General features: G+C 50.9%; 22 protein-coding genes and 1 pseudogene. 13 read left to right on the top strand and 10 right to left on the bottom strand.

Going from position 1 to position 24,026, the window contains the following annotated elements:
• Positions 1 to 141 precede the first annotated feature (141 nt).
• The 3 genes from purS to ACEW81_RS00700 all read left to right on the top strand — a co-directional run bounded on the left by purS (position 142) and on the right by ACEW81_RS00700 (position 2,123).
• On the top strand, positions 142 to 1,137 hold the full coding sequence (gene purS / locus ACEW81_RS00710; protein WP_373531038.1) for a phosphoribosylformylglycinamidine synthase subunit PurS: 996 nt from the start codon (positions 142 to 144) through the stop codon (positions 1,135 to 1,137).
• A 10-nt stretch (positions 1,138 to 1,147) separates the two neighbouring features.
• The gene (gene purQ / locus ACEW81_RS00705) at positions 1,148 to 1,843 is read left to right on the top strand and encodes a phosphoribosylformylglycinamidine synthase subunit PurQ (protein ID WP_373531037.1); all 696 of its coding nucleotides are present in this window, start codon (positions 1,148 to 1,150) and stop codon (positions 1,841 to 1,843) included.
• 136 nt (positions 1,844 to 1,979) lie between these two features.
• A complete protein-coding gene (locus tag ACEW81_RS00700) occupies positions 1,980 to 2,123 on the top strand; it encodes a hypothetical protein (RefSeq protein ID WP_373531036.1) in 144 nt (47 codons plus the stop codon).
• A 6-nt stretch (positions 2,124 to 2,129) separates the two neighbouring features.
• Here ACEW81_RS00700 and gltX read toward each other — a convergent pair whose 3' ends face one another.
• Positions 2,130 to 3,611: a glutamate--tRNA ligase gene (gltX, locus tag ACEW81_RS00695; protein ID WP_373531035.1), complete on the bottom strand. Its 1,482-nt coding sequence runs from the start codon at positions 3,609 to 3,611 to the stop codon at positions 2,130 to 2,132.
• Between the two features lie 132 nt (positions 3,612 to 3,743).
• On the bottom strand, positions 3,744 to 4,688 hold the full coding sequence (locus ACEW81_RS00690) for a septal ring lytic transglycosylase RlpA family protein (protein ID WP_373531034.1): 945 nt from the start codon (positions 4,686 to 4,688) through the stop codon (positions 3,744 to 3,746).
• A 371-nt stretch (positions 4,689 to 5,059) separates the two neighbouring features.
• Here ACEW81_RS00690 and ACEW81_RS00685 point away from each other — a divergent pair, with 371 nt between their 5' ends.
• Positions 5,060 to 6,004 carry a cation diffusion facilitator family transporter gene (locus ACEW81_RS00685; RefSeq protein ID WP_373531033.1) on the top strand — a complete coding sequence of 315 codons (945 nt, stop codon included), beginning with the start codon at positions 5,060 to 5,062 and terminating at the stop codon, positions 6,002 to 6,004.
• A gap of 119 nt (positions 6,005 to 6,123) precedes the next feature.
• Here ACEW81_RS00685 and ACEW81_RS00680 read toward each other — a convergent pair whose 3' ends face one another.
• Positions 6,124 to 6,903 carry a hypothetical protein gene (locus ACEW81_RS00680; protein WP_373531032.1) on the bottom strand — a complete coding sequence of 260 codons (780 nt, stop codon included), beginning with the start codon at positions 6,901 to 6,903 and terminating at the stop codon, positions 6,124 to 6,126.
• 317 nt (positions 6,904 to 7,220) lie between these two features.
• Entirely contained in the window at positions 7,221 to 7,781 is a 561-nt protein-coding gene (locus tag ACEW81_RS00675) for a LysM peptidoglycan-binding domain-containing protein (protein WP_373531031.1), read from the bottom strand.
• Between the two features lie 358 nt (positions 7,782 to 8,139).
• Here ACEW81_RS00675 and ACEW81_RS00670 point away from each other — a divergent pair, with 358 nt between their 5' ends.
• Entirely contained in the window at positions 8,140 to 10,839 is a 2,700-nt protein-coding gene (locus ACEW81_RS00670; RefSeq protein WP_373531030.1) for a valine--tRNA ligase, read from the top strand.
• A 78-nt stretch (positions 10,840 to 10,917) separates the two neighbouring features.
• On the opposite strand, the gene ACEW81_RS00665 is transcribed toward ACEW81_RS00670, so the two are convergent.
• Together ACEW81_RS00665 and ACEW81_RS00660 are read right to left on the bottom strand one after the other, a co-directional pair.
• The gene (locus tag ACEW81_RS00665; protein ID WP_373531029.1) at positions 10,918 to 11,166 is read right to left on the bottom strand and encodes a hypothetical protein; all 249 of its coding nucleotides are present in this window, start codon (positions 11,164 to 11,166) and stop codon (positions 10,918 to 10,920) included.
• Positions 11,167 to 11,408: 242 nt separating this feature from the next.
• Complete coding sequence (locus ACEW81_RS00660) at positions 11,409 to 11,576, bottom strand: hypothetical protein (protein ID WP_373531028.1); 168 nt, start codon at positions 11,574 to 11,576, stop codon at positions 11,409 to 11,411.
• 577 nt (positions 11,577 to 12,153) lie between these two features.
• Here ACEW81_RS00660 and ACEW81_RS00655 point away from each other — a divergent pair.
• The 3 genes from ACEW81_RS00655 (at position 12,154) to ACEW81_RS00645 (ending at position 14,931) form a co-directional block, all read left to right on the top strand.
• Positions 12,154 to 12,399 carry a FeoA family protein gene (locus tag ACEW81_RS00655; protein WP_373531027.1) on the top strand — a complete coding sequence of 82 codons (246 nt, stop codon included), beginning with the start codon at positions 12,154 to 12,156 and terminating at the stop codon, positions 12,397 to 12,399.
• A 2-nt stretch (positions 12,400 to 12,401) separates the two neighbouring features.
• On the top strand, positions 12,402 to 14,261 hold the full coding sequence (feoB, locus tag ACEW81_RS00650; RefSeq protein WP_373531026.1) for a ferrous iron transport protein B: 1,860 nt from the start codon (positions 12,402 to 12,404) through the stop codon (positions 14,259 to 14,261).
• A 166-nt stretch (positions 14,262 to 14,427) separates the two neighbouring features.
• Positions 14,428 to 14,931, top strand: coding sequence for an EF-hand domain-containing protein (locus ACEW81_RS00645; protein WP_373531025.1), 504 nt, complete (start codon positions 14,428 to 14,430; stop codon positions 14,929 to 14,931).
• A 52-nt stretch (positions 14,932 to 14,983) separates the two neighbouring features.
• Here the strand turns inward: ACEW81_RS00645 and ACEW81_RS00640 are convergent, their stop codons facing one another.
• Entirely contained in the window at positions 14,984 to 15,700 is a 717-nt protein-coding gene (locus ACEW81_RS00640; protein ID WP_373531024.1) for a ComF family protein, read from the bottom strand.
• A 217-nt stretch (positions 15,701 to 15,917) separates the two neighbouring features.
• Here ACEW81_RS00640 and ACEW81_RS00635 point away from each other — a divergent pair, with 217 nt between their 5' ends.
• Positions 15,918 to 16,364 (top strand): hypothetical protein, encoded by a 447-nt coding sequence (locus ACEW81_RS00635; protein ID WP_373531023.1) that lies wholly within the window; start codon positions 15,918 to 15,920, stop codon positions 16,362 to 16,364.
• Positions 16,365 to 16,382: 18 nt separating this feature from the next.
• Here ACEW81_RS00635 and ACEW81_RS00630 read toward each other — a convergent pair.
• The 3 genes and pseudogenes from ACEW81_RS00630 to ACEW81_RS00620 form a co-directional block, all read right to left on the bottom strand.
• Positions 16,383 to 16,949 (bottom strand): annotated as a pseudogene (locus ACEW81_RS00630) (type II secretion system protein); the annotation flags it as partial.
• Between the two features lie 123 nt (positions 16,950 to 17,072).
• Entirely contained in the window at positions 17,073 to 17,672 is a 600-nt protein-coding gene (locus ACEW81_RS00625) for a type II secretion system protein (RefSeq protein ID WP_373531022.1), read from the bottom strand.
• A 101-nt stretch (positions 17,673 to 17,773) separates the two neighbouring features.
• Entirely contained in the window at positions 17,774 to 18,103 is a 330-nt protein-coding gene (locus ACEW81_RS00620; RefSeq protein WP_373531021.1) for a hypothetical protein, read from the bottom strand.
• 165 nt (positions 18,104 to 18,268) lie between these two features.
• Here ACEW81_RS00620 and ACEW81_RS00615 point away from each other — a divergent pair, with 165 nt between their 5' ends.
• The 4 genes from ACEW81_RS00615 to ACEW81_RS00600 all read left to right on the top strand — a co-directional run bounded on the left by ACEW81_RS00615 (position 18,269) and on the right by ACEW81_RS00600 (position 24,026).
• On the top strand, positions 18,269 to 19,861 hold the full coding sequence (locus ACEW81_RS00615; RefSeq protein WP_373531020.1) for a peptide chain release factor 3: 1,593 nt from the start codon (positions 18,269 to 18,271) through the stop codon (positions 19,859 to 19,861).
• 226 nt (positions 19,862 to 20,087) lie between these two features.
• A complete protein-coding gene (locus ACEW81_RS00610; RefSeq protein WP_373531019.1) occupies positions 20,088 to 21,038 on the top strand; it encodes a malectin domain-containing carbohydrate-binding protein in 951 nt (316 codons plus the stop codon).
• Positions 21,039 to 21,055: 17 nt separating this feature from the next.
• Complete coding sequence (locus ACEW81_RS00605; RefSeq protein ID WP_373531018.1) at positions 21,056 to 22,639, top strand: PulJ/GspJ family protein; 1,584 nt, start codon at positions 21,056 to 21,058, stop codon at positions 22,637 to 22,639.
• 646 nt (positions 22,640 to 23,285) lie between these two features.
• Positions 23,286 to 24,026, top strand: a complete 741-nt coding sequence (locus ACEW81_RS00600; RefSeq protein ID WP_373531017.1) for a hypothetical protein — start codon at positions 23,286 to 23,288, stop codon at positions 24,024 to 24,026.

The raw sequence follows: 24,026 nt of genomic DNA, 5'->3' as shown, positions 1-24,026 counted from the left end.
GGTTTACACAGGGGAATTTTGTTTGTAGAGTGATTATCGGCAGGGTTTCAAGAAACTGAAGGCCCGCTTTCGGAAAGCCGAAACAGTGGATCGTTCCCCGCCTTGTTTTTTCGTGAAAGCCGAAGCAGACAAGGGGATTCCATGACTGTAGCAACTGATATTCTGGCGGAAGGTAAAACCAAAACCCTGCGCCCCACCAGCCAACCGGATGAACTGCGGGTGGCCTTTAAAGATGCCGCCACCGCCTTTAATGGCAAAAAATATCAGGAAATGCCGGGTAAAGGGGCTTTAAACGCCCGTATTTCGGCCTTGCTGTTTGAGCTGCTCGCCGCTCAGGGGATTCCAACCTGCTTTGTGCGTGCCGGTAGTGAGCCTACCGAATTGATTTACAAGCGCCTCACCATGATTCCTTTAGAAGTGGTGGTTCGCAATTTCGCTTATGGCAGCATTGTAAAACGTTTTGGCTTTGATGAGGGCATGCCCTTCAACAAGCCTCTGGTTGAGTTTTTCCATAAAACCAGCGATGACCCCCAGATTACGGAAGATCTGATTCTGGAGCTGAATCTGGTGCCCACTGCCGCTACGCTGGAGGCCATTAAGCGCTTGACCTTGCAAATTAATGAAATTTTTGTGGCCTTTTTTGAAGCCCGTGGCATTCGCTGCGGGGATTTCAAGCTGGAGTTCGGGCTAGACCCGGATGGCACCCTGTTGCTGGGCGATGAGTTAAGCCCCGATAACTTTCGGTTGCGGGATGCGCAAAGCGGGGCGGTGCTGGATAAGGATGTTTTCCGGCTGGATTTGGCGGATTTGGTGGAAACCTATCAAGGCCTATTGGCCCGCATGGAGCAGCCTGCCCCTGTCAGTGTCTCTGTGCCCTCTGCCAAGTTAAAAACCTATCAGGCTGAAGTGTGGGTGCATAGCCGTAAAAGCATTTTGAACCCGGAAAGCAAGGCCATTCTGGAAGGCATTCACACCCTGGGCTATGGCAACGTTCAGGCCTTGGGCGCTGGAAAACGCTTTACCTTAAAGGTAGCAGCCGCCAGTCTGGTGGAGGCGGAGCAAACCTTGAACCAGTTGGCCCAAACGGTTTTAAGCAATCCGGTGATTGAAGACTACGAACTGAAATTCAAGAATTGAGACTTGTCTGATGAAATTTGGCGTTGTTGTATTTCCTGGTTCCAACTGTGAAAAAGATATGGCCGATGCGGTCAGCCTTTATCTGAAAGAAGAAGTGGTGTTTTTGTGGCACCACGACGCCGATTTAAAAGGCGTGGACGCCGTGCTGTTGCCCGGTGGGTTTAGCTATGGCGATTATTTGCGCTCTGGGGCCATTGCCCGCTTTTCCCCGGTGATGGAAAGTGTGCGGGCCTTTGCCGATAAGGGCGGCCCGGTGCTGGGCGTTTGCAACGGGTTTCAGGTTTTAACGGAGGCCCATCTGTTGCCGGGTGCCTTAATGCGAAACCAGTCGCTCAAATTTCAGTGCCAGCAAGTGCAAGTGGTGGTGGAAACCACTCGAACCGTTTTTAGCGGTGCCTATCAGGCCGGGCAAACCCTGCAACTGCCCATCGCTCATGCTGATGGTAACTTTTTTGCCGACCCGGACGTGATTCGTCAATTAGAGGACAATCAGCAAGTGGTTTTGCGCTACACGCAAGAGGTTAACGGTTCAGTCAATCGTATTGCCGGTATCTGCAATGAAAAAGGTAATGTGGTGGGCATGATGCCCCACCCGGAACGCAATCTCTGGCCCACTAGCCCCACCCAGGGGGCCAACTGGAACGGGGATGGCCGTGGCGTCTTTGATTCCGTTTTAAGCTTGGGCTTGAGCTTGCTGAAGGCTTGAACTCGGTTCAGGGGTTCAGGCAGGCCCTGTTGAGCTGTTGAAATTCGTGGCGTTTGAAATGGGCTTACCTATCGGAACGTTGAACGGTCATTATGTTGCCAGACCAGCTATAAATTAGGGAAAGGGTTCATCCGCTGTGAATCGTCGATTTCGGATTTTGGTGTTTGCCGTGATTATGGGGTTTCTGGTTTTTAGCATGCTGTTTCAAATGATGTTTAAGGTGCAGCAAAACAAAAGAAGCAGCGTTCATCTGCCTGGTGCCGAACAAGAGGCCCGTTGAGCGGGTCTATGCGGGGCTGGCTGTGGTAAGGGTTAAGGCGCTATCTACTCGATGACTAACCACATCCTTGCCCAACAGGTGCATTGCTTTGGATAAATCAGCCCCGTGGGTGCGTCCGGTTACGGCCGCCCGAATGGTCCACATGACGGTTTTGGTTTTGAGGGGTTTCATGCTTTGGGTGAAGGCCTTCATGCCCTCTGCCAGGCTCTCGACCGAGCTGAAATCAGCGGCGGGCAGCCATTCGTTTTTAAAGGCTTGCAGCACTTGGGCTGGCTCTGGGCCGGTCAGGACGTCTCCCACCAATTGGGCGTCAATAATCACCATGCGACCAAAGAAGTAGCTGACCGCATCGGGCAAATCCGACAACACCGTAATGGGTTCCCGTACGGCGTCCAGCATTTGGTGCAGTTGCTCAGTGCTGTACTGGGTTAAATCAAAGGCGTGCAGATATGGGCGGGCCAGCGTTAATAAAACATCCAGCGGCAAGCTGCGAATGAGCTTGCTGTTGATAAAATTCAGCTTGTCCTTTTCAAAAATAGCGGGGCTGTGCGTAATGCGTCCCAGTTCAAACTGTTGGGCAAAGTGATCCAGGGTGCCAATTTCTTCGCCATCGGGCGGGGACCAGCCCAGCAGGGTTAAAAAATTGCAGAACGCTTCCGGCAAATAGCCCTCTTTAATGTAATCGGAAACGGCCACTGCCCCATGGCGCTTGGACAGTTTAGTGCGATCGGGGGCCAGAATCATGCCCACATGGGCAAATTCGGGTGGGGTAACCCCAAAGGCTTCGTAAAGCATGATTTGCCGGGGGGTGTTGGAAATGTGATCTTCGCCCCGAATGACGTGCGAGATCTTCATCAGCATGTCATCCACTACCACCGCAAAGTTATAGCTGGGGCTGCCGTCAGACTTCATGATCACAAAATCGCCCAGCAACTGGGTGTCAAAAGAGACCTCTCCACGCACGGCATCCTGAAAGCTTAAGGCGCCTCGATCATCGGGAATGCGAAACCGAACCGACGGTTTGCGAGGGCTGCCATCCTCGGCGGGCTGAGCGGCCAGAGCGTCTCTTTTTTGCGGGTCCCGGCAGGCGCCACTGTAAATGTAGGTTCTTTTTTCCGCTTGAGCCTTGGCTTTTTCGGCGTCCAGCTCGGCCTGGGTCAGGAAGCAGTGGTAGGCATGGCCTGAGGCCAGCAGTTTGTCCACCCACGCCTGATAGATTTCCGTCCGTTCTGATTGGGCGTAAGGGGTATAAGGGCCACCAATGTCCGGGCCTTCATCCCACTGGAGTCCCAGTGCTTTCAGGCTGTCAAAAATATTTTGGGTGTAAACCGCTTGAGAACGCTCCCGATCCGTATCCTCAATTCGCAAAATAAACTTGCCGCCGTGGCCCTTGGCATACAAAAAGTTGAAAAGGGCCGTACGGGCAGTGCCTACGTGTAAAAAACCGGTAGGGCTGGGGGCAATGCGAACGCGGATTTCGGAAGTCATTAGAAACTCTTTAACCATGAAAACGATTGGCATTATTATACCCGATACAAGGGGACAAATAAGACCAAAGCCCCTATTTCTTAACAGGGGCTTTGGTTGAAGCTGATTCAAAGGTTGAAATGGGGCCGGGTGTTAGCCGGGTTTGCGAACCACTTCCACGGAAACTTTGGCAACCCCGGAACCCAGCATGCCAATGTTGCTGGCCGCTTTGCGGGAAAGGTCGATAATGCGACCGTGAGCAAAAGGTCCCCGATCGGTGATTTTAACCATGCAGCTTTTGTGGGTGCGCTGGTTGACCACCCGAACCATGGTGCCAAAAGGCAGGGTGCGGTGGGCCGCAGTCAGGGCGAATTGGTTGAAACGACTTCCATCTGCGGCTTTACGCCCGTGGAAGTGAGGGCCGTACCAGGAGGCCATGCCGGTTTGCACTTTCCCGGTGCCTTTGTAAGTTGGGTTGGCGGCGGTGATTTGATCCAGCGCACTGTCATCTAAGCGCTTAACACCCAGTACTTGACGAGTGCGGTTGCTGTAAAGCAGTGAAAGCTTGAGCGGGGACTCGTGAGCGGCTTTGGCGGTTTCGGTATCCACGGTGGCCAGAATGGACGGTCCTGCCTGTATAACCGCTTGTCCGTTAACCAAGCCGGGGTGAATATCCTGAGCGGCTTTGGGGTTGCGTTCCAGCAGGGTGTTGAGTCTACTGGCAATGGTTTTAACCCGTGTGTAAGAGTCCATACCCGCGGCTTGACCGGAATAGCGTAAAACTTCGGTGCCATTGATAAACAGGCTGGTGGCGTCATCATCCTGAGGGAGGGTTTGAATGACGGTAGGCAGGGTGCCTGCGCCGTTGCCAATGGTGTACACATCGGGAATTTCAATCGGTGAATCCGTCTGGGCGTCTTCGGATTCAATTTTATTGAGGTGAGAACTGCCACCAATCACGGAGGCTAACTGAAGTGTTTCTTGCGAGTCAGAGGACGTTTGTTGGGCATCGGTTTGAGCGAATACGCCGCTCATTAAACCGGCTTGTCCTAGCATTACTGCTGATGCCAGCAGTGCCGCCAGTTTTTTATTCATCATACGAGTTGCTCGCTCCTGTTACTACATCAACGGGGTTTGAGAGGAATTGGGTTAGAATAAATTGCCTTACCACAATGGAACCACTCAACGTTTCAAGTTTCCCTGAGCGCTTCAAAACTTACACCGATTAAAACCTGTCTCGCAACCTCTGGGAACACCGTCTTTACATTTTGCTTATATTTTTTGAGGCTGTTTTTAATTTTTTGGTTTCAAAAGTATATAGTAATGAGTCTGATGGAATATCGAGAGTTGGATCAGTGTGGTGTGTTTAGTATATAAAAAGGGCAACTGCAAAAAATTTACACAAAATTGGCATTTTTTCTTTTTTTAGATCATATTTGTTACATTATTTTAGTTTGGATGTGATAACAATGTCTCAAGATTGCCATCACGGGCGTCAACATATACATCACCATCATCACCATGTTGGATTGGCTGAGGGGTTGACGCCAAAGTACGTTAAAAAGCTACAGTGGGTGATGGCTTTATCAATACTCTATCTGGTGATACAGAGTATTGGCGGGTTTTACTCAGGCAGTTTGGCCTTATGGGCCGATGCGGGGCATAAACTGGCCGATACTGCTTCTATTGGTTTGGCTTTAACTGCTGCCTGGTTTGCCAACTTATCTTCATCGCCTCGCAAAACCTTTGGCTTTTACCGTTTGGAGATTTTAGCGGCCCTGATCAACGCGCTGGGTCTGGTGTTTGTTTCCGGCTTTATTCTTTGGGAAGCGCTGCAGCGGTTATTTCACCAGGGACATGGCCATATTCATGGGGATGTCATGCTGGGGGTGGCGGTGCTGGGTTTGGTGATCAACCTGATTTCGGCCTATATTTTGTACCCTTCCCGAGAGTTCAATCTGAATGTGAAAGGCGCTTTGCTGCATATCCTGACGGATATCGCCAATTCGGTGGGAGAAATGGGCGCTGCCATCGCCATTTTGTGGTTTGGTTTTAACTGGATGGATGCCCTGATCAGCCTTTTAATCGCCATGTTGGTGCTTTATAACGCCTTGCGGGTAATGAAGGAGGCGCTGCATATTTTAATGGAGGCTGCCCCTTCTCGCTTGAGTGTGCCTCATATCCGCGATTTTATTTTGCGCCGCCCCGGTGTGCAGGATGTGCACGATCTTCATGTGTGGACCATTACCACCGGTAAAGAGGCATTGCTGGCCCACGTGCGGGTGGAAGAGTCTTTGTTTCACTATCAATCGGCCCAACAGCTTGAAAAAGAGTTGAGGGAAACCTTTGACTTGTGCCACATTACCGTTCAGTTAGAGCCTCCTGAGTTTAATGAGGCAGAAATTCCTTTTTAAACCTGTACATATAAAGAGGCAAAATTGAACCGCAACCAAGACCTTATAAAAAACATCCAGTCAAAAGACGCCCTATGAAGTCATAAGGCGTCTTTTTTAGATATTGGATGCCAATTAGTTTATGAAACGGCTTGGCCGTTCTGCGGTGCCGACATTAATTTTTCAATCATGGGTAAAATGGCCGCAATCATAGAAAAAAGGGCTTTTATAATATCGCCGTTGCCGGGTTGCTGACTGGTGGCGGCGGGGGGTGATGTCTCCTCCGTTGATGTCTCCATGGTAGAGGTGGCAGCCGGTTGAGTAACTGCCGGTGCTGCCACCGCCGCTGTTGTCGCCTGTGATGCGACCGGTGTCTGGCAGGCTGGCATTTCGGTCTGGTCGGCGGCTACTGGCGTTTGGGTCGCTGTTTGTGGCTTTCCTAAGGAGATTGCTTCCAAATCGGCCAGGGTAAAAGCCTTACCGCTTGCAACGAAGGCCTCCCCAAATGCGGCGCTGAAGTCTGCCACTGAAAGGGTTTCCGCATCCTCATCACCACGGGCTACCAAGGCCAGTTCATTAGGGCTAATGCCGCCGTCTTGGTCAACATCCGGGAAAAGGCCACTCCCGTTTTGTCCACCCATTACCATGGTGGCAAACAAACTGCCAATCCCCTGCATACCCGAAGAGGATTCCTGACTGAGGAGTTGGAACGAGGCTTTCGCCAGTTCCTGCTTATCCACAATGCCATCCAGATTATCATCCGCCATGATCAAGGCCTGACTGGCCGCGCTTAAACTCACCGAATCAATGCTGGTACTGTCATTACCCTCAGTGGTACTGTTTTTGGGCAATGCGCCGCTGGAAGTATAGTTGGAATAGCCGGATCCAGCCCCATAGCTTGAAGGATTGCTCTGTATCATGATGATTACCCTCTCTCCTACTCAACATTTCGCAAACGCATCCGCAAATTCAAATGCGTTTGAATGCGATTTTGCGATGTTTAAATCCTCACACCATATATAATTTTAAAAACAATTAATTGCTGGGAATTGCCTTTTTACCAAAAAAACATCCGGCCACCGGCGATAATTGAGTGGGCGCGGGGGCCGACTGCATTGGGTTTTCTTAATAAAAACCTCAAAAAAATTAAAGGTTCCCAATAAATCAGGAACCTTTAATCAGTGTTGTGCCTTGCCGTTCTTCTTTATATTAAAAAAGAGGGCAGGGTCGTCGAGGGTTAGTAATCTTTGGGGGGAATGATCAGCTTTTGATCCAGTTGTAACTTATCAGGGCTGCTCATATTGTTGGCCCGCTGGATTTTATCCAGATAGGTTGGGGCGCTGGTGCCGTAAACCTTTTCCGCGATTTTGCCCAGCGTATCACCGCTAACAACGGTGTAAGTGGTGCTTTTGCTAGCGGTTAAAGATTTGGGCTTTCCATCGGCCTTATCGCCAGCCGTTTCATCGCTGGTGGTGGCCGAGTCCGCACCGCCTTGCAGTGATTCCTCATTGGCGGGGGCCATCAAGCCATTGTCTCCGGTTTGCACCTGGGGGCGCATAACCAGCAACAGGAAAACGGCGGTGGTTAATACCGCGCCTACCAATAGCCCCGCCAAAAAAGAAATCAGCGGGTTTCGCTCTTCCTTATGATAGGGGCGAGCGTTGGACCATAACATGTCCAGTTCCTGTGGCAGTTCATTGTCGGCCCGAACGTAAACGCCCGGTGTTTTTTCTTGTGTATCAGAAGGCATTTCGTGATTTTCTCCGAAATCTTGTCCAAAATCTTTGGGCACCATCATATAAAACCTGTCCTTATTAATACGGCGAGCTTTCGTTCCTATATATAGAAGAGGAACCCAGACAACAGTGATGCTCCTTCAATACTGCTTCTGCCCTGTTTAAGGGGGTGTCAACTCTCTAACGAAACGCTTGGCGTAATAGGCGAACTACGGGTCGGGAAACAGGATTATTGCTGACAGTAACGGAATGATTGGCTCCCGACAGCCGATTTTGATATTGTACTATAACTTATTCCACCCTCTAACAGTCCTTAAGCAGTCGCCATACTTTTTTACACAATGTTCCGACCCGCTGAGCCTTTTGGCTGTCAGATCCTTGATAAAATGGTTGGCTCTATAAAAGACAGGAACTTCTCCCATGTCCTCCCAATCCCTTCCCAAGGCTTTTGAACCCAAAGATGTAGAAGCGCGCATGTATCAGTTCTGGGAAACCCAGAAATTGTTCAAGCCGGAAGCCAATGTGGCCCCCCACGGCAAATTCAGCCTGGTGATTCCTCCCCCCAATGTAACCGGGGTGTTGCACATGGGGCATGCGCTGGATTCCACCATTCAGGACATTCTGATTCGCTGGCACCGCATGTTGAACCACAAAACCTTGTGGATGCCGGGGATGGATCATGCCGGTATCGCCACCCAAAACGTGGTGGAGCGGAATTTGAGAGAGCAAGGCGGCCAAACCAAGGAAGACATGGGCCGGGATGCTTTTGTGTCTCACGTTTGGGATTGGGCCAACGCCCGCAAATCGGACATTGCCAACCAGTTCAAGCGCTTGGGCGTTTCCCCGGACTGGGAGCGGCAGCGCTTTACCCTGGATGATGGCCTGTCCAGAGCGGTTCGGCAGGCCTTTGTGCATTTGTATAATAAGGGTTTGATTTCTCAGGGCACTTATATTGTAAACTGGTGTCCCCGGTGCGTTTCGGCTATTTCTGATATTGAAACCGATTACGGGGATGAGGACAGCTTTTTATGGGAAATTTCCTATCCGCTGGCGGATGGCCATTCGGTGAGGGAGGCGGGGCATCCGGCCTTGGTGGTAGCCACCACCCGCCCGGAAACCATGTACGGGGATGTGGCCGTTGCGGTCAACCCAAAAGACTCCCGCTACAGCCAATACATTGGCCAAAAAGTAAAATTGCCGCTGACCTCTCGGGAAATTCCGATTATCGCCGATGAATATGTGGATGTGAGCTTTGGTACCGGAGCGCTGAAAATTACCCCCGCCCATGACCCCAATGACTTTAAAATTGCCCAGCAACACGGGTTGGATCCCTTGTGGGTGATTGACGAGCGGGGCCGCATGAAGTCTGAGGACTTTATGCCCGAGGAGATCCGGGGACTGGATCGCTTTGATGCCCGCAAGCGAACCGAAGCCTTGCTGGAGCAGCAAGGTTATTTGGTGCGTAAAAAGGAGCATTCTCATCGTGTGGGCCATTGCCAGCGTTGCAGCACCACCATTGAGCCTTTGTTGTCCAAGCAGTGGTTTGTAAAAACCAAGCCTTTGGCCGAGCGTTGCATTCAATCGCTGGAGGCGGGCGATATTCGCTTTATTCCAGAGCGGTGGACCAAAGATTATTTGCGCTGGCTGACCGATATTCAGGATTGGTGTATTTCTCGCCAGTTGTGGTGGGGGCATCAAATTCCGGCCTGGCATTGCCTCAGTTGCCGGGGGGTCACGGTGGCCATGGAGGATCCCACCCAATGCGCGCATTGCGGCGCTGCGGACATTGAGCAGGATACCGATGTGCTGGATACCTGGTTTTCCTCGGGCTTATGGCCATTTTCCACCATGGGCTGGCCCGATACCCAGGCTCAGGACTATAAGGATTTTTATCCCACCGATGTGTTGGTGACCGGTTTTGACATCATCTTTTTCTGGGTGGCCCGTATGACCATGTTTGGGCTGGAGCTGACCGATCAGTCTCCGTTCCACACCGTTTACATCCATGGCCTGATTCGGGATGAAAAAGGCCAGAAGATGAGCAAATCCAAGGGCAATACCGTGGATCCGGTGGAAGTGATTGACGAGATTGGATGCGACGGCTTCCGTTTTGGCCTGACTTCTCTCATTACTTACGGCGGTCAGGATATCAAGCTGAACAAGGAAAAGCTGGAGCAGGGCAAGCTGTTTGGCAACAAACTGTGGAACGCCTCTCGCTTTGTGCTGATGAATATTGATCCTGAAGCGGCGGAAGGCGTGGATGATCAGCCCATTGATATCCACAGCTTGTCTTTAATGGATCGCTGGATTTTAAGCCGTTACAACACGGCGGTTAGAGAGGCCAACCGCTTGCTGGGCGAGTACAAATTTGGCGAACTGGCCGATACCTTGTATGAGTTTATCTGGAATGGCTTTTGCGACTGGTATGTGGAATATGCCAAAAAGCAGATGCAAGATCCTCAGCTGCGGGCCAATACCCAGCGCATTCTGTTGCATGTGCTGAGTGGCATTTTGCGCCTGATGCACCCCATTATGCCCTATATCACCGAGGAAATTTTCCAGAAGCTGCCTCACCGCAAGCAGGCTTCCATTATGATTGCCCCTTACCCCCAGGCGGATGAGGCGCTGATTGATGAAGGCATTAGCCAGCGCATTGATTATGTGCTGGAAGTGGTACGGGCCTTGCGAAATATTCGCCAGCAGTACACCGTGCCGCATCAGCAGCCGGTGAAAGCCCATATCGTAACCACCGAAGCCATGGAAAAAGAGGCCATTCAAACCGGCCATGGCATCCTGAACCATTTCGTCAAACTGGAATCGCTGGATGTGCGTGACGTGGTGGATGCCCGTCAGGAGCATGTGGCGGTGAACGTGGTGGGCCACAGTCGCATTGTGGTTTCTCTGGAAGGGTTGATTGATATTACCCAGGAGCTGGATCGGGTGCGTAAAAAAATGGACGCCCTGATTAAAGAAAAAGAACAGCTGGATAAAATGATGATGAATTTTGAGTTTTTAGAGCGCGCCCCGGTGGCGGTGGTGGAAAAAAACAAGGCCCGCTTGCAGGAAGTAAACAAGCAAGTAAAAGCCCTGGAAGAACAACTGTCCAGCTTAGCCAACTGACCCCTGTTTTTTAAAACGCTAAAAAGCGGGATGGAAATTAATCCATCCCGCTTTTCATTGGATTGGGGTAGGGACCTTTTAAACGCCTGATTTGGGGCTGGGGCCAAACAATTCCCGAATTTTTTGACGGAGGAAGCTTTCCTCTGCAATGGCCGCTTCCGTCTTTTCAGCCATTTTAGGGGCTATTTTTGCGCCTGCCTTAAAACTATCTTGAGCGGGTGGTAAAAATAAGCGGGATTTCTGGAGTGTGGGTAAGGTGGTTGCCATAAGGCTTTTTTGAAGCAAAGGTGTGTGCAAATGCTTGATAGCGCCATTGATAATGGACATAATTTTAATTCCCCTTTATTTTAAATACGACTAAAACCGGCTACAGGTTTACAAGACCCCTCTTGTCTGTAGCGCCAATTGGCTGTTTTAAACCCAAATAACAACATACAGCGGACAAAGCTGTTTTCCAAGCCATTGGGTTAGATTGAGGTTTGGATGTTTAAGTAATGATGTTGAAGCAACAAGGAGGCAAACCGGTGTGGTTGCCTCCTTGAAAAGAGATAATATCGCTGTAGAAGCGATTATTTTTTGGATGCAGGATTAACCGATTTTTTAAAGGTATCTGCATTTAATTGTGGTTTCATGCCTACTTGAGGTTTTGCGGCCATGGCTTTTTGGGCCAAGGTTTTCGCGCCGCTAACAGCCTGCTTTGCGGAAGGTTGTGCACCACTAAAACTAATCACTTGCATGATTCTCCCTTCTAAACAAATAACGTGATGAATTGAATTGAGCGACAGACCCCTCGGTCGCTTTCCCAATTCCTGTCTGAACCTAAAATGAATATAACAATTTCAATTTACCGCACCCAAAATTGATGTAAAGCGCAGATTAGTGAGTGTTTATTAATTTTATGGTTTTTTTACTACTCACCATTGCAGGGTGCAGGCTTAGAAAGGGGTTAAAACCCCTTTGGTTAAAACTTAGCGTTCATTCAACACCATCAATTAAAAAACAGTATTGCTTTTAGGTAAATTTTTGTTAAGGCTCGGCGGGGAAACATGCCATTGTGCGGATTTTACCGATAAAAGGCTCAGATCGGAATTCAAAACCAGATTCTTTTTAAGTATTTTGTTTAATGCCACGGTTTAAATAAATCGCTAAAAAGTGAATGACCTTGGCAATGGAGGCGGGTGTGTTTTTTTAAATCGTATATGTACCAGGTAGACTCGATTTGAACAGGCGCTTTCAGGTTGGGCCTGCTTTTGATAAAATTTCTCAATAGCACCTCATTTTACGTCACACCGGTTAATGCCGTGGAAAAACAGAATGACAACTTCCTTCACCCTGGAGCAAGCCAAAGTGGGCCAGAAATTGCTCATTAAGGCGATTCTTGATGATGAAACCGCCACCATTGCCATGCGCCTGGGCGTTTCTGCGGGCGAATTGATTACAGTGGCCTCTAAAATTCCAGGTGGCCCCGTGGTCATTCGGCAAGGGGGTATGGAAATTGCCTTGGGTCGTGATTTATGCCGGGGTATTGAAGTGGAACCCTTTGAAGGGCCAAGGAGATGACGATGGCCGCCTTACCGGAACCCAATCTCATGCCAGTCACTCCGTCTAAAGCGCTGGCCGAAGCCGCCATGCGAAAAGTGGTCTTGGCGGGCAATCCCAATGTGGGCAAGTCTCTGTTTTTTAACGCTTATACCGGTATGTATGTCAACGTTTCCAACTTTCCGGGAACCACCATTGATGTGCCCAAAGGGCAAATGGATGACACCACCCGCCTGATGGATACCCCCGGCGTTTACGGGTTATCGGGCCTGAGTGAAGAAGAGCAGGTGGCTGAGAATGCCATTTTGGAAGCCGATATTATTATCAATGTGGTGAGCGCCATTAGCTTGAGCCGGGATTTGTTTCTGACCCAGCAAATGATTGATTACGGCAAGCCCCTGATTGTGGCCGTAAACCAGATGGATGAGGCGGAAGCCCGCCATTTAAGCGTAGATTTATCACGGTTGGAAAAATTGCTGGGTGTGCCGGTGCTGCCCACCATCGCAGTGCAGCAGCAGGGTTTGAATGAGGTTCGAGAAGCGTTGCGAACGGCCCGGTTGGGGAACGTCACCCCCGGCTCTCCTGCCCCTGAGGAAATTAAGGCGCTGGAAGCCAATATGGCCCACCGCATGAAAATTTATGGCCTGCGCCGTCAACATGTGAACGCCTTGGCTTTTCAGGTGGTGACAGACAATAGCCAGCCCGGCTCAGTCCGTCAGCTGCTATCCCAACGGGTAGGACAAGCCTTGTTGAATCCGCTGGTGGCTTTTTTGGCCATGCTGGTGGTGCTGTACGCCTTGTATCAGGTTATTGGCATTTGGGTGGCGGGCGATTTGGTTTCCCTGACCGAAGATGTGTTTATGCTGGGTCAAAACGCCGGAGCCTGGCCCGGTTTGATTCCGGTGCTACAGGGCTGGATCGCTCAGGTTTTTCCGACGGATAGTTTTTTATATACCGTTTTTGGCGGTGAATTTGGCGTACTGACCATGAGCATTCGCTATATTTTTGGGGTGCTTTTTCCGTTGGTACTGGGCTTTTATGTGTATATTTCCATTTTGGAAGATTGCGGTTACCTGCCCCGAGTGGCGGTGATTTCCGATGGGCTGTTAAACAAAATTGGGCTGAACGGGCGGGCGGTTATTCCGCTTATTCTGGGGTTGGGCTGCGTGACTATGGCCACGGTGTCTACCCGTGTGCTGACCTCGAATCGGGAGCGCACCATTGCCTCTACCATTTTGGCCATTACCATTCCGTGTTCGGCGCAATTAGGGGTCTTAATTGCCCTCATGGCCAAAGCCGGTGGGGTCAGGGCCTGGGCCGTCTACATTGCGGCCCTGTTTGCGGTGCTGATTGTAATGGGAACCATTTTAAACAACATGTTGCCGGGGCGTTCTTCCAGCTTAATTCTGGATTTGCCGCCCATGCGGATTCCCAATTTTAAAAATATTGCCCGTAAAACCTGGGTACGCACCGTGGTTTTTTTAAAGGAAGCCGCCCCCTTGTTTGTGCTGGGTTCTTTGCTGGTGGCGGTGTTGCAGGCCACCCATCTGCTGGAGGCTATTCAAAATGGCTTGGGGCCCGCCATTAAAGCCAGTTTGCACCTGCCTTACGAAACCGCTCAGGTGTTTGTGATGGGTCTGGTTCGCCGGGACTTTGGGGCCGCAGGCCTGTACCTGATGGCGGATCGCATGAGCGAGGCCCAGCTACTCACCTGCCTGATGGTGATTACGCTGTTTGTACCCTGCTTTGCCTCTGCCACCGTTATTTGGAAAGAGCGGGGCATTAAAGAGGGCTTGACTGTGCTGGCCGGTTCCTGGGTGATTGCTTTTGGGGTCGGGGCCTTGATTGCCCGCTTGCTGGAAATGTTTCCGGTTTTGGGCTAAGTCTTCTTTTTAGGCGAACCCTTCTTTTTAGGCGAACCCTGTTTGGCCTAATCCGGTTTTGTCGTTTTGCGGCGGCTTTCCGGAATCGGCTGTTCAGTGGAGGAAATGCCGGGTGGGCAGCGGTTACAGTGAAGGGGTGGAACAGAGAGTTTGATGGGGTATTTTTATGAACTTTGGAACTGCCGCTTCCGTGGGACTGGAATTGCTTCAAAACAACCCCAATACAGGGGCCGCTTTAAAGGGGTCCATGGGCGCTAGCAAGCTGGCTGGACAGGGTTTTTCTCAAATCGCCAAAAAACTGGGACTATCTGGCTCACTGGGACAGCAAGTGGGCCAAGCGCTGGAGCAACTGGCCGAGGGCGCTAAAAATACCGGGGGACAACAGGTGTTAAGCGGCTTGCAATATTTTGACGCCGATAAGAACGGGCAAATCAGCCGGGAAGAGTTAAGCCAGGGCTTGCAAAAATTACAGGATCTGGGCTTGTCCCAATCCGGGCCCAACCGCAAGTTGTATCAAATGGGCGATCAGATGCTGCAAAACTACAATCGGCTGGCCTTGCAGGATGGTAACGCAGCCGCCATCAGCTACAAGGATATGGGAACCCTGATGGCCAAAGATGGCAAGCAGGCCGCCTTGTCTCAGGCCGACTGGCACGGATTAAACCCTTGAGACAACCCTGAGAGCCATTGGGAACGGCTGGACTGACTCATTCATTAAGGGCCTAGTCCACTTCGGCGGTGCGAATTTGCGCCCCCAGCGGCACCCGTGCCACTGCCAGACAGACCACGTTGTGGCGTTCCGGCTGATGGTGGGCGGCTTCGTTACCAAAGGCCCTGCTTGCCTCCAGTAAGGTGGCCCCGGTGGTGGTAATGTCATCCACCACAATCACTTTTTCATAGCCGGACACAATGCCGCTTTTTAAATACAGGCTTTGGGCAATATTGGCCAAACGGGTCTGTTTATCGTGGATGCGATGCTGCGGTTTGACCTCCCGCATCCAGGTAAGGACATCGTGGCGGTAATCGTAGCCAAAATGGCGGGCAAACTGGCTGGCGAACATATCCACCCGGCTTGCCTCTCCCCCATGGGGAGGAATGGGAATGACCAGCACATTTTCGGGGTGAACCACCTGAAAGCCAACCCCCGGCGGGATGTTGTTCCAGTATTGCACCAACAGGGCCGCTAGTTGGGGAACATGCTCTACCTTGTTATGAAATTTATGGCCATACAAAACACGTTTAATATGGGGATTGAGGTTGGTGGCGGCATGAATGGCACAGTTGGGGGTGCTTAAAATGGGTTCTGGCTGGCGAATGCCCAGTTTTTCGTGACAACGGGCGCAGAATTTGGCTTGGGTGTGCAGTTTTTGCTGGCAAGCAGTGCAAGTTGGATTGCGTAAGGCAATTTTTACTTTGTCGATGAACGTATCAATAAACATGCGTTACTCACTCCAGCCCCCAACGTGGAGCCGACCTTGATTTTGACGATAACTGGGAATCTGACGATGACTACTGGGGATGAATGGGGTCTAACCGGTGGCAATAAACTTGATTATCACTCGTAACCAATACTTATACCACCGAAGTCATGCTGACTTTCTGAAAAAACTCAATATGATTTGAATATCAAAGTATGACACCTTGGGAGGTCCGTCAATGCTTGTTTTTAGTGTGTTTTTTTGGATAGTGCAGCGGGCGTTCTCCTGCAATCACCTCAGAACAACGGTGAACGAGGGCAAATGCTACTGCCCGGATTGCGGGCGGGGATTAATTTACCACTGGGTGGTTTTGCGCTGCGGGGGGTGTCGGGCTCGGCTGGACAGTCGTACCATTTTAAGGCAAGTGATGCCGTTGCATCGCTGCTGCCCTCAATGCGGGGAAAGCGCGACGCAAATGGATCGACTGGAATCGCCCGCCTATTTTCATTTGCACAAGGCGCAACTGATGGTGCAGGAGGAGGCGGATTACCTGCAATCTCGCTTTGGCTGGGGCTTGCGTAGCGTGGCAGAGGTGGTGCGCCAAACGGTTGCCGATACCTGGGTACTATTGCAACCCGCACACGCTCCCGTAAAAATGCTGGCCTGTTTCTCTACCGAGAGGTAAGGGCAAAAAGCTTTTCAATTACCAGCGAAACCAGGGCGGGTCTTGAGCCGGATCGGCTGCTACTGGCGCTCCGGCATAAAGCGTGCCTGCAGCAATTTCTCCTCTCGTACTAATCCGCCCATTGTAATAGATATAAAAAGTCACAGCTTTTCCAGGCCCATTGGTAGTGCCAGAATCTTGCCCATCCGGATCGACTGTGAACATAATTGCGTTTGTTAATGCTGTTCCCGAAAAGGCACCACTGCCGCAGCGAATTGCGGCCCCACTCGCTAAGCGTATACAAGGGTGAGAGGCCGCACAGGGTACAGAGCCTGTGGTTTGGTTGCTATCAATGGAACTGCCGCTTGTATCAACACTAACATAGTTTAAATACTGGGTAATGCTCCTTGCGCCGGTACTGGTTGTTAATAAGCCATTGAGCCGGTACTGCTCAATGGCCGCTGACATAGCGGCTGCCGCTTCTTTCGCAACGGCGTTGTTGCGCCCATCCTGCTGGGCGCTCAGTATTTTGGGAATGGTAAAGGTGGCAATCACGCCCAAAATGGCCAGAGCAATCAAAAGTTCGGCTAAGGTAAAGCCCTTATTGCGTTTCCGGGATTTCGGGGGGGGGGGGGGGCACTAAACCGCTCCTGTGGTCATAATGCTTGTTGAATGAATATCGACCCCCCTGCCAAAACCTTGAATAAGAAAGCTGATTGCAGGCGCATTCTACCAGCTAAACCAGGGCGGGTCTACAGTGGGGTCGGGGTTATAAGTACCGGGGTGATAATAGGTGCCGGTGGCTGCGGCGCCACGTGTGGTCAGGCGTCCGTTGTAATAAATGAAAAACTGAACCGACTTTCCGGGGCCGTTGGTGGTGCCATCGGTTACTCGTCCGTCTGGGTCCACGACAAAGGTGATGGCCTGTGTGGTTTGGGTTCCAGAAAATGAATACTGTCCAGTATAAACAGCAGCACCATTGGCAAGTTTGATGCAGGGGTGTGGGGCATCGCAAACAAGGGTGGTTGCGGTTTGGACGCTATCAATACTTAAAGAGCTATCGGCGCTTATACCAAGGTAATTGATGTATTGGTATAAATCAATGGCTGTGGTGCTGGTACTTAGCCTGCCGTTGAGTTTATGTTGCTCAAAAGCGGCAGAAAATGTGGCTGCCGTTTCTTTAACAATGGCGTTGTTACGCCCGTCCTGCTGGGCGTTCAGTATTTTGGGAATGGTAAAGGTGGCAATCTCCGCTAAAATGGCCAGCGCAATTAAAACTTCGGCCAGCGTAAAGCCCGCTTTGGATTGTAAGGGTTTCAAGCCCGGCATAAACGCTTTCCTTCACTGAGGCGAAACTCTACTTATTATAGTGTCGATTTATAATATCGACCCAAAGCCCACAAACTTGAGGAAAGCCATTGAGTACCCCGTTAACCAAAGGTTTTGAAGGAGAGCTCAATGTTTTTGTCGATGACTTTTTGCACGGCTTCAATTTCGGTTTGCACGGCCTGTTGCTGGGTATCCACCCGGCGCAGTTGTAATTCCAGCGATTTATCCAGCGATTGCAGGGCGTTGATACGCAGCTGAAGTTGCACCGCCTCCGTGGAGTCTGGCTCCAGGTTGCTGACGGAGGTGAACAGATTATTGGTGACATTGGCCAGTTGAAGCCGGGACTGGTTGATTTGCTGCCCGGTTAGTTCCAGATCGCTCTTGCGGGCGGTCAGGGCCAAAAATCTGGCTTGGCTTGCTCCTAAACCCAATGGATGTGTCCTTCTGCTTAAAAATAGGCGGGGTGCCTGTTTGGGTAATCGGCTGCCATGGGTTGAACCTTTAAAGATGTAAACGATTGTAACTTTTTAACAGGCCAGCAAAAGGCGCTTCGTGCTAGGATAAGGCCCTTATCCCCCCTTTAATTTGATTGTGGAATGCCCACCATGAGTTTTGCCAGCCAGGTTCAAAAACGTCGCACGTTTGCCATTATTTCTCACCCGGATGCCGGGAAAACCACCCTGACCGAAAAGCTGTTGCTGTACGGGGGGGCTTTGAATCTGGCCGGTTCTGTGGCGGCCAAAAAACAGCAACGCCAAGCCACATCCGATTGGATGGCGCTGGAGCGTCAGCGGGGAATTTCCATTAGCTCTACGGTGCTAAATTTTGAGTATGACGGCTTCCACATTAACCTGCTGGACACGCCGGGCCACCAGGACTTTAGCGAAGACACCTATCGCACCCTGATGGCCGCCGATAGCGTGATTATGCTGCTGGACAACGCCAAAGGGGTTGAAACCCAGACCAAAAAGCTGTATCAGGTTTGTAAAAAACGGGGCATTCCGGTAGTCACCTTCATTAACAAGCTGGATCGCCCCGGGCGGGAACCGCTGGAACTGCTGGATGAAGTGGAAAAACTGTTTGCCATTCGCACCTGTGCCTTCAACTGGCCCATTGGGATGGGCGATACCTTTAAAGGGGTTTACGATCGTCGGGAAAAACAGTTGCACACCTTTGAGCGCACTAGTCACGGCAAGTACAAAGCCCCGGTTTCGGTGGGCGATGTGCATGATGCGGCAGTCAAGGCCAGCATGCCCGAGTATGTGTACGATCAGCTGGTGGAAGAAATTGAAATTCTGGATATGGCGGGCGAGGAATTTTCCACCGATTTATACCTCCGTGGGGAAATGACCCCCGTTTTCTTTGGCAGTGCGGCCAATAACTTTGGCATTGAGCTGTTTTTATCGCAATTTTTGCAGTTAGCGCCCATGCCCACCCATCGCAAGGCCAGTGTGGGCGAAGTGGACCCGGCGGCGGACAATTTTTCCGGCTTTATTTTTAAAATTCAGGCCAACATGGACCCCCAGCACCGGGACCGCATTGCCTTTATGCGGGTGTGTTCCGGCCAGTTTGCCAGAGATATGCAGGTAAAGCACCCCCGATCCGGCAAGATCATTCGGCTCTCTCACTCTCACCGGCTGTTCGGGCAAGATCGTGAAACCATCAACGAAGCCTATGCGGGCGATATTGTGGGCTTAAGCAGCAACGATCAATTTGCTATTGGCGATACCCTTTGCGTGGGGCCGGTGGTTGAATTTGAGCCCATTCCCACCTTTTCGCCCGAATGTTTCGCCTTGCTGCGAAACCCCAACCCCTCCAAGTACAAGCAGTTCCAAAAAGGCATTGATCAGCTGCGGCAGGAAGGGGCCATTCAGGTCATGTACTTTCAGGATTCCGGTCAGCGGAACCCGGTACTGGCTGCTGTAGGCCGTTTGCAGTTTGAGGTGGTGCAGTACCGCTTGCAAAGCGAGTACAACGTGGAAACCCAGATTGAACATTTAATGGAATACACCCATGCCCGTTGGCTGGTGGGTGAGCCTGCCGATTTGGACAAGGTGGAATGGATTGTAAACGCCCGCAAAACCGAAGACGCCGACGGGCGGCCCGTAGCCCTGATTAAAGGGGAATGGGCCATGAATTACATGGTTGAGAAAAACCCCCATATTCGCCTGCAAGATACCCCGTATTAACCCCGCTGAAGACGGAGCTTTAGCCATTCGTCGCCCATTTTGTCGCAAAAATGGTAGGCGTGGCCCAAGCGCAGGTTGTTTGGGTGCGGGTGGGCGGCCCTGTTTGGGGCAGTGGGGCTTTGGAATGCGCTGGGCTGGGGGAGAAAAAACTTAAACTCAAGATTTGGGAAAAACCCCCGATAATAGGAAGAGATCCATCCACCCCAATTTTGAGTGAACTTGCCGCATGCGATTTTCAATCCAGAATTTATTCGCCGCTTTGGCCCCCGCCGCTCCACGGGGCCAATGTCGCACGGCGGCCGGGTTTTCCCTGATTGAGGTGCTGCTGATTGTGGCCATGCTATCCATTACCATACTGCCTTTTACGGTGCTAATGAGCCAAACCGCAGGCAACGCCCGTGGGGCCTATTTGCAATCCAGCCGCAGCATTTTAATGAACAGCATTATGGATGAGGCCAATGTGGATCGGGATTATTTTGTGCAGAGCTACAGCAACGCTCTGGTCAGCACCGTTACCGAATCCGGGCAGGCCCTGCCCTATCGGCGGGTGGTGGATACCGCTGCTTCCAGCGTTTTTGAAAAAGTGGTTTATTTTTACCTGTACAACAACGCCGCCGATGCCGCCAATGCCCCCCGTTACAAAACCCGGATTAACTTTAAGCGGGATGTGATGCGGGTTCGCTTTAATAACCCCGCTAGCCGCTTGGGATGGGTAGATGCTTCCGGTCAGTGGTGGGAGCCTTCCAATAATTATGATGCCGCCAACCTGGTACCTGGCCTGATGGTTGTTCCTACAGGCTATGGGGACAATACCAGTATTGTTAATTTGCCCTCTCATCCTGATGCGGAAATGTATCAATATGGTGTTGTTAGAACTGCCGCCGCGTTTAATTACAACGCCAATGTTTCAAACGGGCTTTACACCGTTAAATTATATTTTGTAGAAAATAACCAACCGGGGCGTTTGATGGATATTACCATTGAAGGCAAGTTGATGAACCCTGGCAACCCTTCTAACGCCTATTTACGTTGTGGCAACCGGTATTATTGCGGCAATGTGCAAATGTTTGATGTGATGGTAAGCGATGGGGTTTTAAATATTCAAGTAAGCGCCGCTAGCGCTGCGACCCACACCAGCTCTTTTATCAATGCCATTACCATTATTAAAAGGACATAACGGTGGAGATAGGACTGTTGACGTATTTAAAAGCCCAATTTAAACAGCCTGCCCTGCCGGGTTTAACCCTGGTAGAAATTTTGGTGGGCATGGCCTTAATGGGTTTTGTTCTGCTTTCCATTTCCAACTTTGTGGTAAAAAGCAACGTGCAATCCAATTCCCTGAGCATGCGCTTTAAGGAAGCCAGCGAAGTGCACTCGGTTCTGCAGGATATTCGGGATGATTTGCACCGGGGAGCCTATATTAGCCCCAATTCCTTCAACCGACGACTGGAATACACCACGCACGATCTTAATACCGGCAACGCCCTTAAAAAAGTATACGGGCTCTGCTATTACAGTGCCGTACAAACCACCGGTACCGATACCACCTGCCCCCTGTTTGGGGGCGCTAACACCATTCCCTATCTCAAGTTGTCTCTGGATGGGGGAGCCTCCTGGGAGTCGCCGTATCGGGTGTCTGGCTTCAATAAATATCGCCTGTCCGGTACCCCTAAATTTTTGTATGCCCATGCTTCCAACGATTGTTGGGATTTTACGGATACCAATGCCAACGGCGTTTTGGGCAGTGGAGACGCCGCGCCTGCCTCGGTAAGCTGTTCGGCAAACAGTTGGTTCGGTGTGGCGACCTCTGCCAGGGTTCCTCAAACGGCCAGCAAGGTGGTGTTGGCTAACTTTTCGTTCACCACGGGCACGGGTAGCCCGGAGGCTATAAGAGCGCTCCCCACCTATATTTTTATTGCGGCGGCTCCAGGTTTGGTACGCAGCACCTTGCCCGCCGTGGCGCCGGGGGTTAAAGATAGCCAACTGGTGCAAAGCTTTTCCACCGATCCGGCGGTCAATGTGGCTTTCCCCACGGGGTATAACCCACGTGGGCTGTCTTGGGACAAGGCGCATCAGGTTTTGCTGCTTACCTCTTCAGAGCATTCACAAATTTTTCGCACCGAACGCAACGGGGTGTTTGTGGATATTCCCTTCACCATTAACGATAACACTATCAAACCCTATTGGCTGGCGGTGGAAGGCAATGGCGATACGGTATCTTGCTTTACTTTAGGGTCGCATTACTATCGGTTTAACTTGAATAATGGCCCCCTGTTGACGCCCCTTATAAAAGTTGCTCCCGGTAGCATCGGCCACTACCGAGGCTGGGCGTATAACTCCAATTATCCCGATTATATTTACAACCTGAACCATACTCCCAGTTTTCGCATTGAGCAAAGAAGCAAGCTGACCGCTGCTGTGACCGGGGCGGTGCTGAATACCGATTACTGGAGCATGCCTGCCGCCTTTAGCGATGGACTTTACATGAGTGGCTTATTTATTGAGCCGGTGAGCGGTAATTTTTATGTGCTGTTGAATTCGGTGTACACCAGCGGTGGCCGCAATTATGTGGATGTGTACAAAATTGCCCGTGCCACGGGTGCCACCACACTGGATTTTTCCATTGACCTGACGGATTTGGGCAGTTCTGCCACTGGCACTGTGGGCCAATTTCAAATGGATTATGATCCGGTGCTAAACCGTATTTTCTTGTTAGATAACCCCTCTCAACGGGTTTATGAGATATCTCCCCCCAAGTTGATCGCCCCCCGCACTTAGTTAGCGGATCGGGCTGGGTGGATGGAGCTTTCGTTTACAAAACTTTGTAAGCTGTTCCGGGCTGTCAAATAATTGTTTTTATATAATCACAAGGGCAGGGCTGAATAAAAAGACTAGGCTGGGTTTTAAATTTAAATTTCAATCTCTCTTTCAATCTTTCTTTCTCTCTCTCAAATTTCTTAAATATTGCGCTAGCCGCATTTTCTGGATTATTTTCAGAAAATGCGGCATTTTTATTGGAGTGACTTGCCTCTAGGCGTGGGTGTCTCTCCATCCTGAGCGCCAACGGAGGGTGGGGCTCTCATCTAAGTTGATTTTGCCCCCGTAGTGAGCGGGTAGGGCTGGGTGGATGGGGCTTGTATTTACAAAACTTCGTAAGCTGTTCCAGGCTGTCAAATAATTGTTTTTATATAATCACAAGGACAAGGCTGAATAAAAAAGACTAGGCTGGGTTTTAAATTTAAATTTCAATCTCTCTCTTTCAATCTTTCTTTCTCTCTCAAACTTCTTAAATATTGCGCTAGCCGCATTTTCTGGATTGCTTTCAGAAAATGCGGCATTTTTATTAGGGACGGCCTCTATGCCTGATTACCCACTGCCCTTACAATAAACATCATTGGTTGTTGGCATGGGTGAGAAATAGGCAATGTCTGTAGAACTGGTTTCTTCTGAGCAACCCGGTGGGGGGATGAGTACCCGTAAAAAGTGGCTGATTGGCTGCGGCGGCTGTTTGGGCTTGCTGGCGGTCATTTCGGTGGTGCTGGTTATTGCCATGTCCATGGGCTGGAACGCCTTGCAAAAAGCCAGCGGCGGTTCGGTTAAAAACATTTTTGGCTCCACTTATCCGGCCTCTGGCTATGTGGCCATGGGGCTGCCCTTGAATCAGCCCAAAATGAAAAATCTGGCCGTGCTAATCGCCACCGATCAAAGCAGTGTGGTGCTTGCCTTTGATACCGAAGCCAGCCCCGCCGAAATGAAGGTGTTGCAACACGGATCGAAGGCGCAATTGCAGGCTTATTTCAAAACGCTGGCCGCCCAGCTTTTAAAAACCGCCGCTGCTCAGGCCAGCAGTAGCCGCTTGCAGGAACTTCAGTTTACCAATCCTCGCCCCGTTACCGTGGCGGGGAACAAGCAATATACGGTGGTGGATACCACGGTTCAAACCACTGGCCAGCAGGCCGTTACTACCGTTATGCCCGGTGCCGTGGCCCTGTTGCCTCAGGCCAACAATCGGGTAGTGGGGTTGGTGGCGCTGGCCCCCAACGCTGCCGCTGAAAGTGTTTCGCCCTCTTTTGGGGAAGAACAAACCCGGCTGGCCACTGAGCTGAACGAGATGATTCAGGACAGCGAGCTGGATGACCGCTTGCTGCCGCCCATTAAAAAATAG

It is taken from the genome of Vampirovibrio sp. (assembly GCF_041737375.1).
GTDB lineage: Bacteria > Cyanobacteriota > Vampirovibrionia > Vampirovibrionales > Vampirovibrionaceae > Vampirovibrio.
The sequence above is the reverse complement of the archived record's forward strand: the minus strand, read 5'-3'. Positions and strand labels throughout refer to the sequence as shown.

Excerpts from the sequence above, each read along its gene's own strand:
- purQ (WP_373531037.1), top strand. The coding sequence starts at position 1,148 with ATGAAATTTGGCGTTGTTGTATTTCCTGGTTCCAACTGTGAAAAAGAT.
- purS (WP_373531038.1), top strand. The coding sequence starts at position 142 with ATGACTGTAGCAACTGATATTCTGGCGGAAGGTAAAACCAAAACCCTG.
- ACEW81_RS00675 (WP_373531031.1), bottom strand. The coding sequence starts at position 7,781 with ATGATGGTGCCCAAAGATTTTGGACAAGATTTCGGAGAAAATCACGAA.
- ACEW81_RS00690 (WP_373531034.1), bottom strand. The coding sequence starts at position 4,688 with ATGATGAATAAAAAACTGGCGGCACTGCTGGCATCAGCAGTAATGCTA.
- ACEW81_RS00670 (WP_373531030.1), top strand. The coding sequence starts at position 8,140 with ATGTCCTCCCAATCCCTTCCCAAGGCTTTTGAACCCAAAGATGTAGAA.
- ACEW81_RS00615 (WP_373531020.1), top strand. The coding sequence starts at position 18,269 with ATGCCCACCATGAGTTTTGCCAGCCAGGTTCAAAAACGTCGCACGTTT.
- ACEW81_RS00600 (WP_373531017.1), top strand. The coding sequence starts at position 23,286 with ATGTCTGTAGAACTGGTTTCTTCTGAGCAACCCGGTGGGGGGATGAGT.
- ACEW81_RS00680 (WP_373531032.1), bottom strand. The coding sequence starts at position 6,903 with ATGATACAGAGCAATCCTTCAAGCTATGGGGCTGGATCCGGCTATTCC.
- ACEW81_RS00665 (WP_373531029.1), bottom strand. The coding sequence starts at position 11,166 with ATGTCCATTATCAATGGCGCTATCAAGCATTTGCACACACCTTTGCTT.
- ACEW81_RS00625 (WP_373531022.1), bottom strand. The coding sequence starts at position 17,672 with ATGCCGGGCTTGAAACCCTTACAATCCAAAGCGGGCTTTACGCTGGCC.
- ACEW81_RS00660 (WP_373531028.1), bottom strand. The coding sequence starts at position 11,576 with ATGCAAGTGATTAGTTTTAGTGGTGCACAACCTTCCGCAAAGCAGGCT.
- ACEW81_RS00610 (WP_373531019.1), top strand. The coding sequence starts at position 20,088 with ATGCGATTTTCAATCCAGAATTTATTCGCCGCTTTGGCCCCCGCCGCT.
- feoB (WP_373531026.1), top strand. The coding sequence starts at position 12,402 with ATGGCCGCCTTACCGGAACCCAATCTCATGCCAGTCACTCCGTCTAAA.
- ACEW81_RS00645 (WP_373531025.1), top strand. The coding sequence starts at position 14,428 with ATGAACTTTGGAACTGCCGCTTCCGTGGGACTGGAATTGCTTCAAAAC.
- ACEW81_RS00640 (WP_373531024.1), bottom strand. The coding sequence starts at position 15,700 with ATGTTTATTGATACGTTCATCGACAAAGTAAAAATTGCCTTACGCAAT.
- ACEW81_RS00655 (WP_373531027.1), top strand. The coding sequence starts at position 12,154 with ATGACAACTTCCTTCACCCTGGAGCAAGCCAAAGTGGGCCAGAAATTG.
- ACEW81_RS00685 (WP_373531033.1), top strand. The coding sequence starts at position 5,060 with ATGTCTCAAGATTGCCATCACGGGCGTCAACATATACATCACCATCAT.
- ACEW81_RS00635 (WP_373531023.1), top strand. The coding sequence starts at position 15,918 with ATGCTTGTTTTTAGTGTGTTTTTTTGGATAGTGCAGCGGGCGTTCTCC.
- gltX (WP_373531035.1), bottom strand. The coding sequence starts at position 3,611 with ATGACTTCCGAAATCCGCGTTCGCATTGCCCCCAGCCCTACCGGTTTT.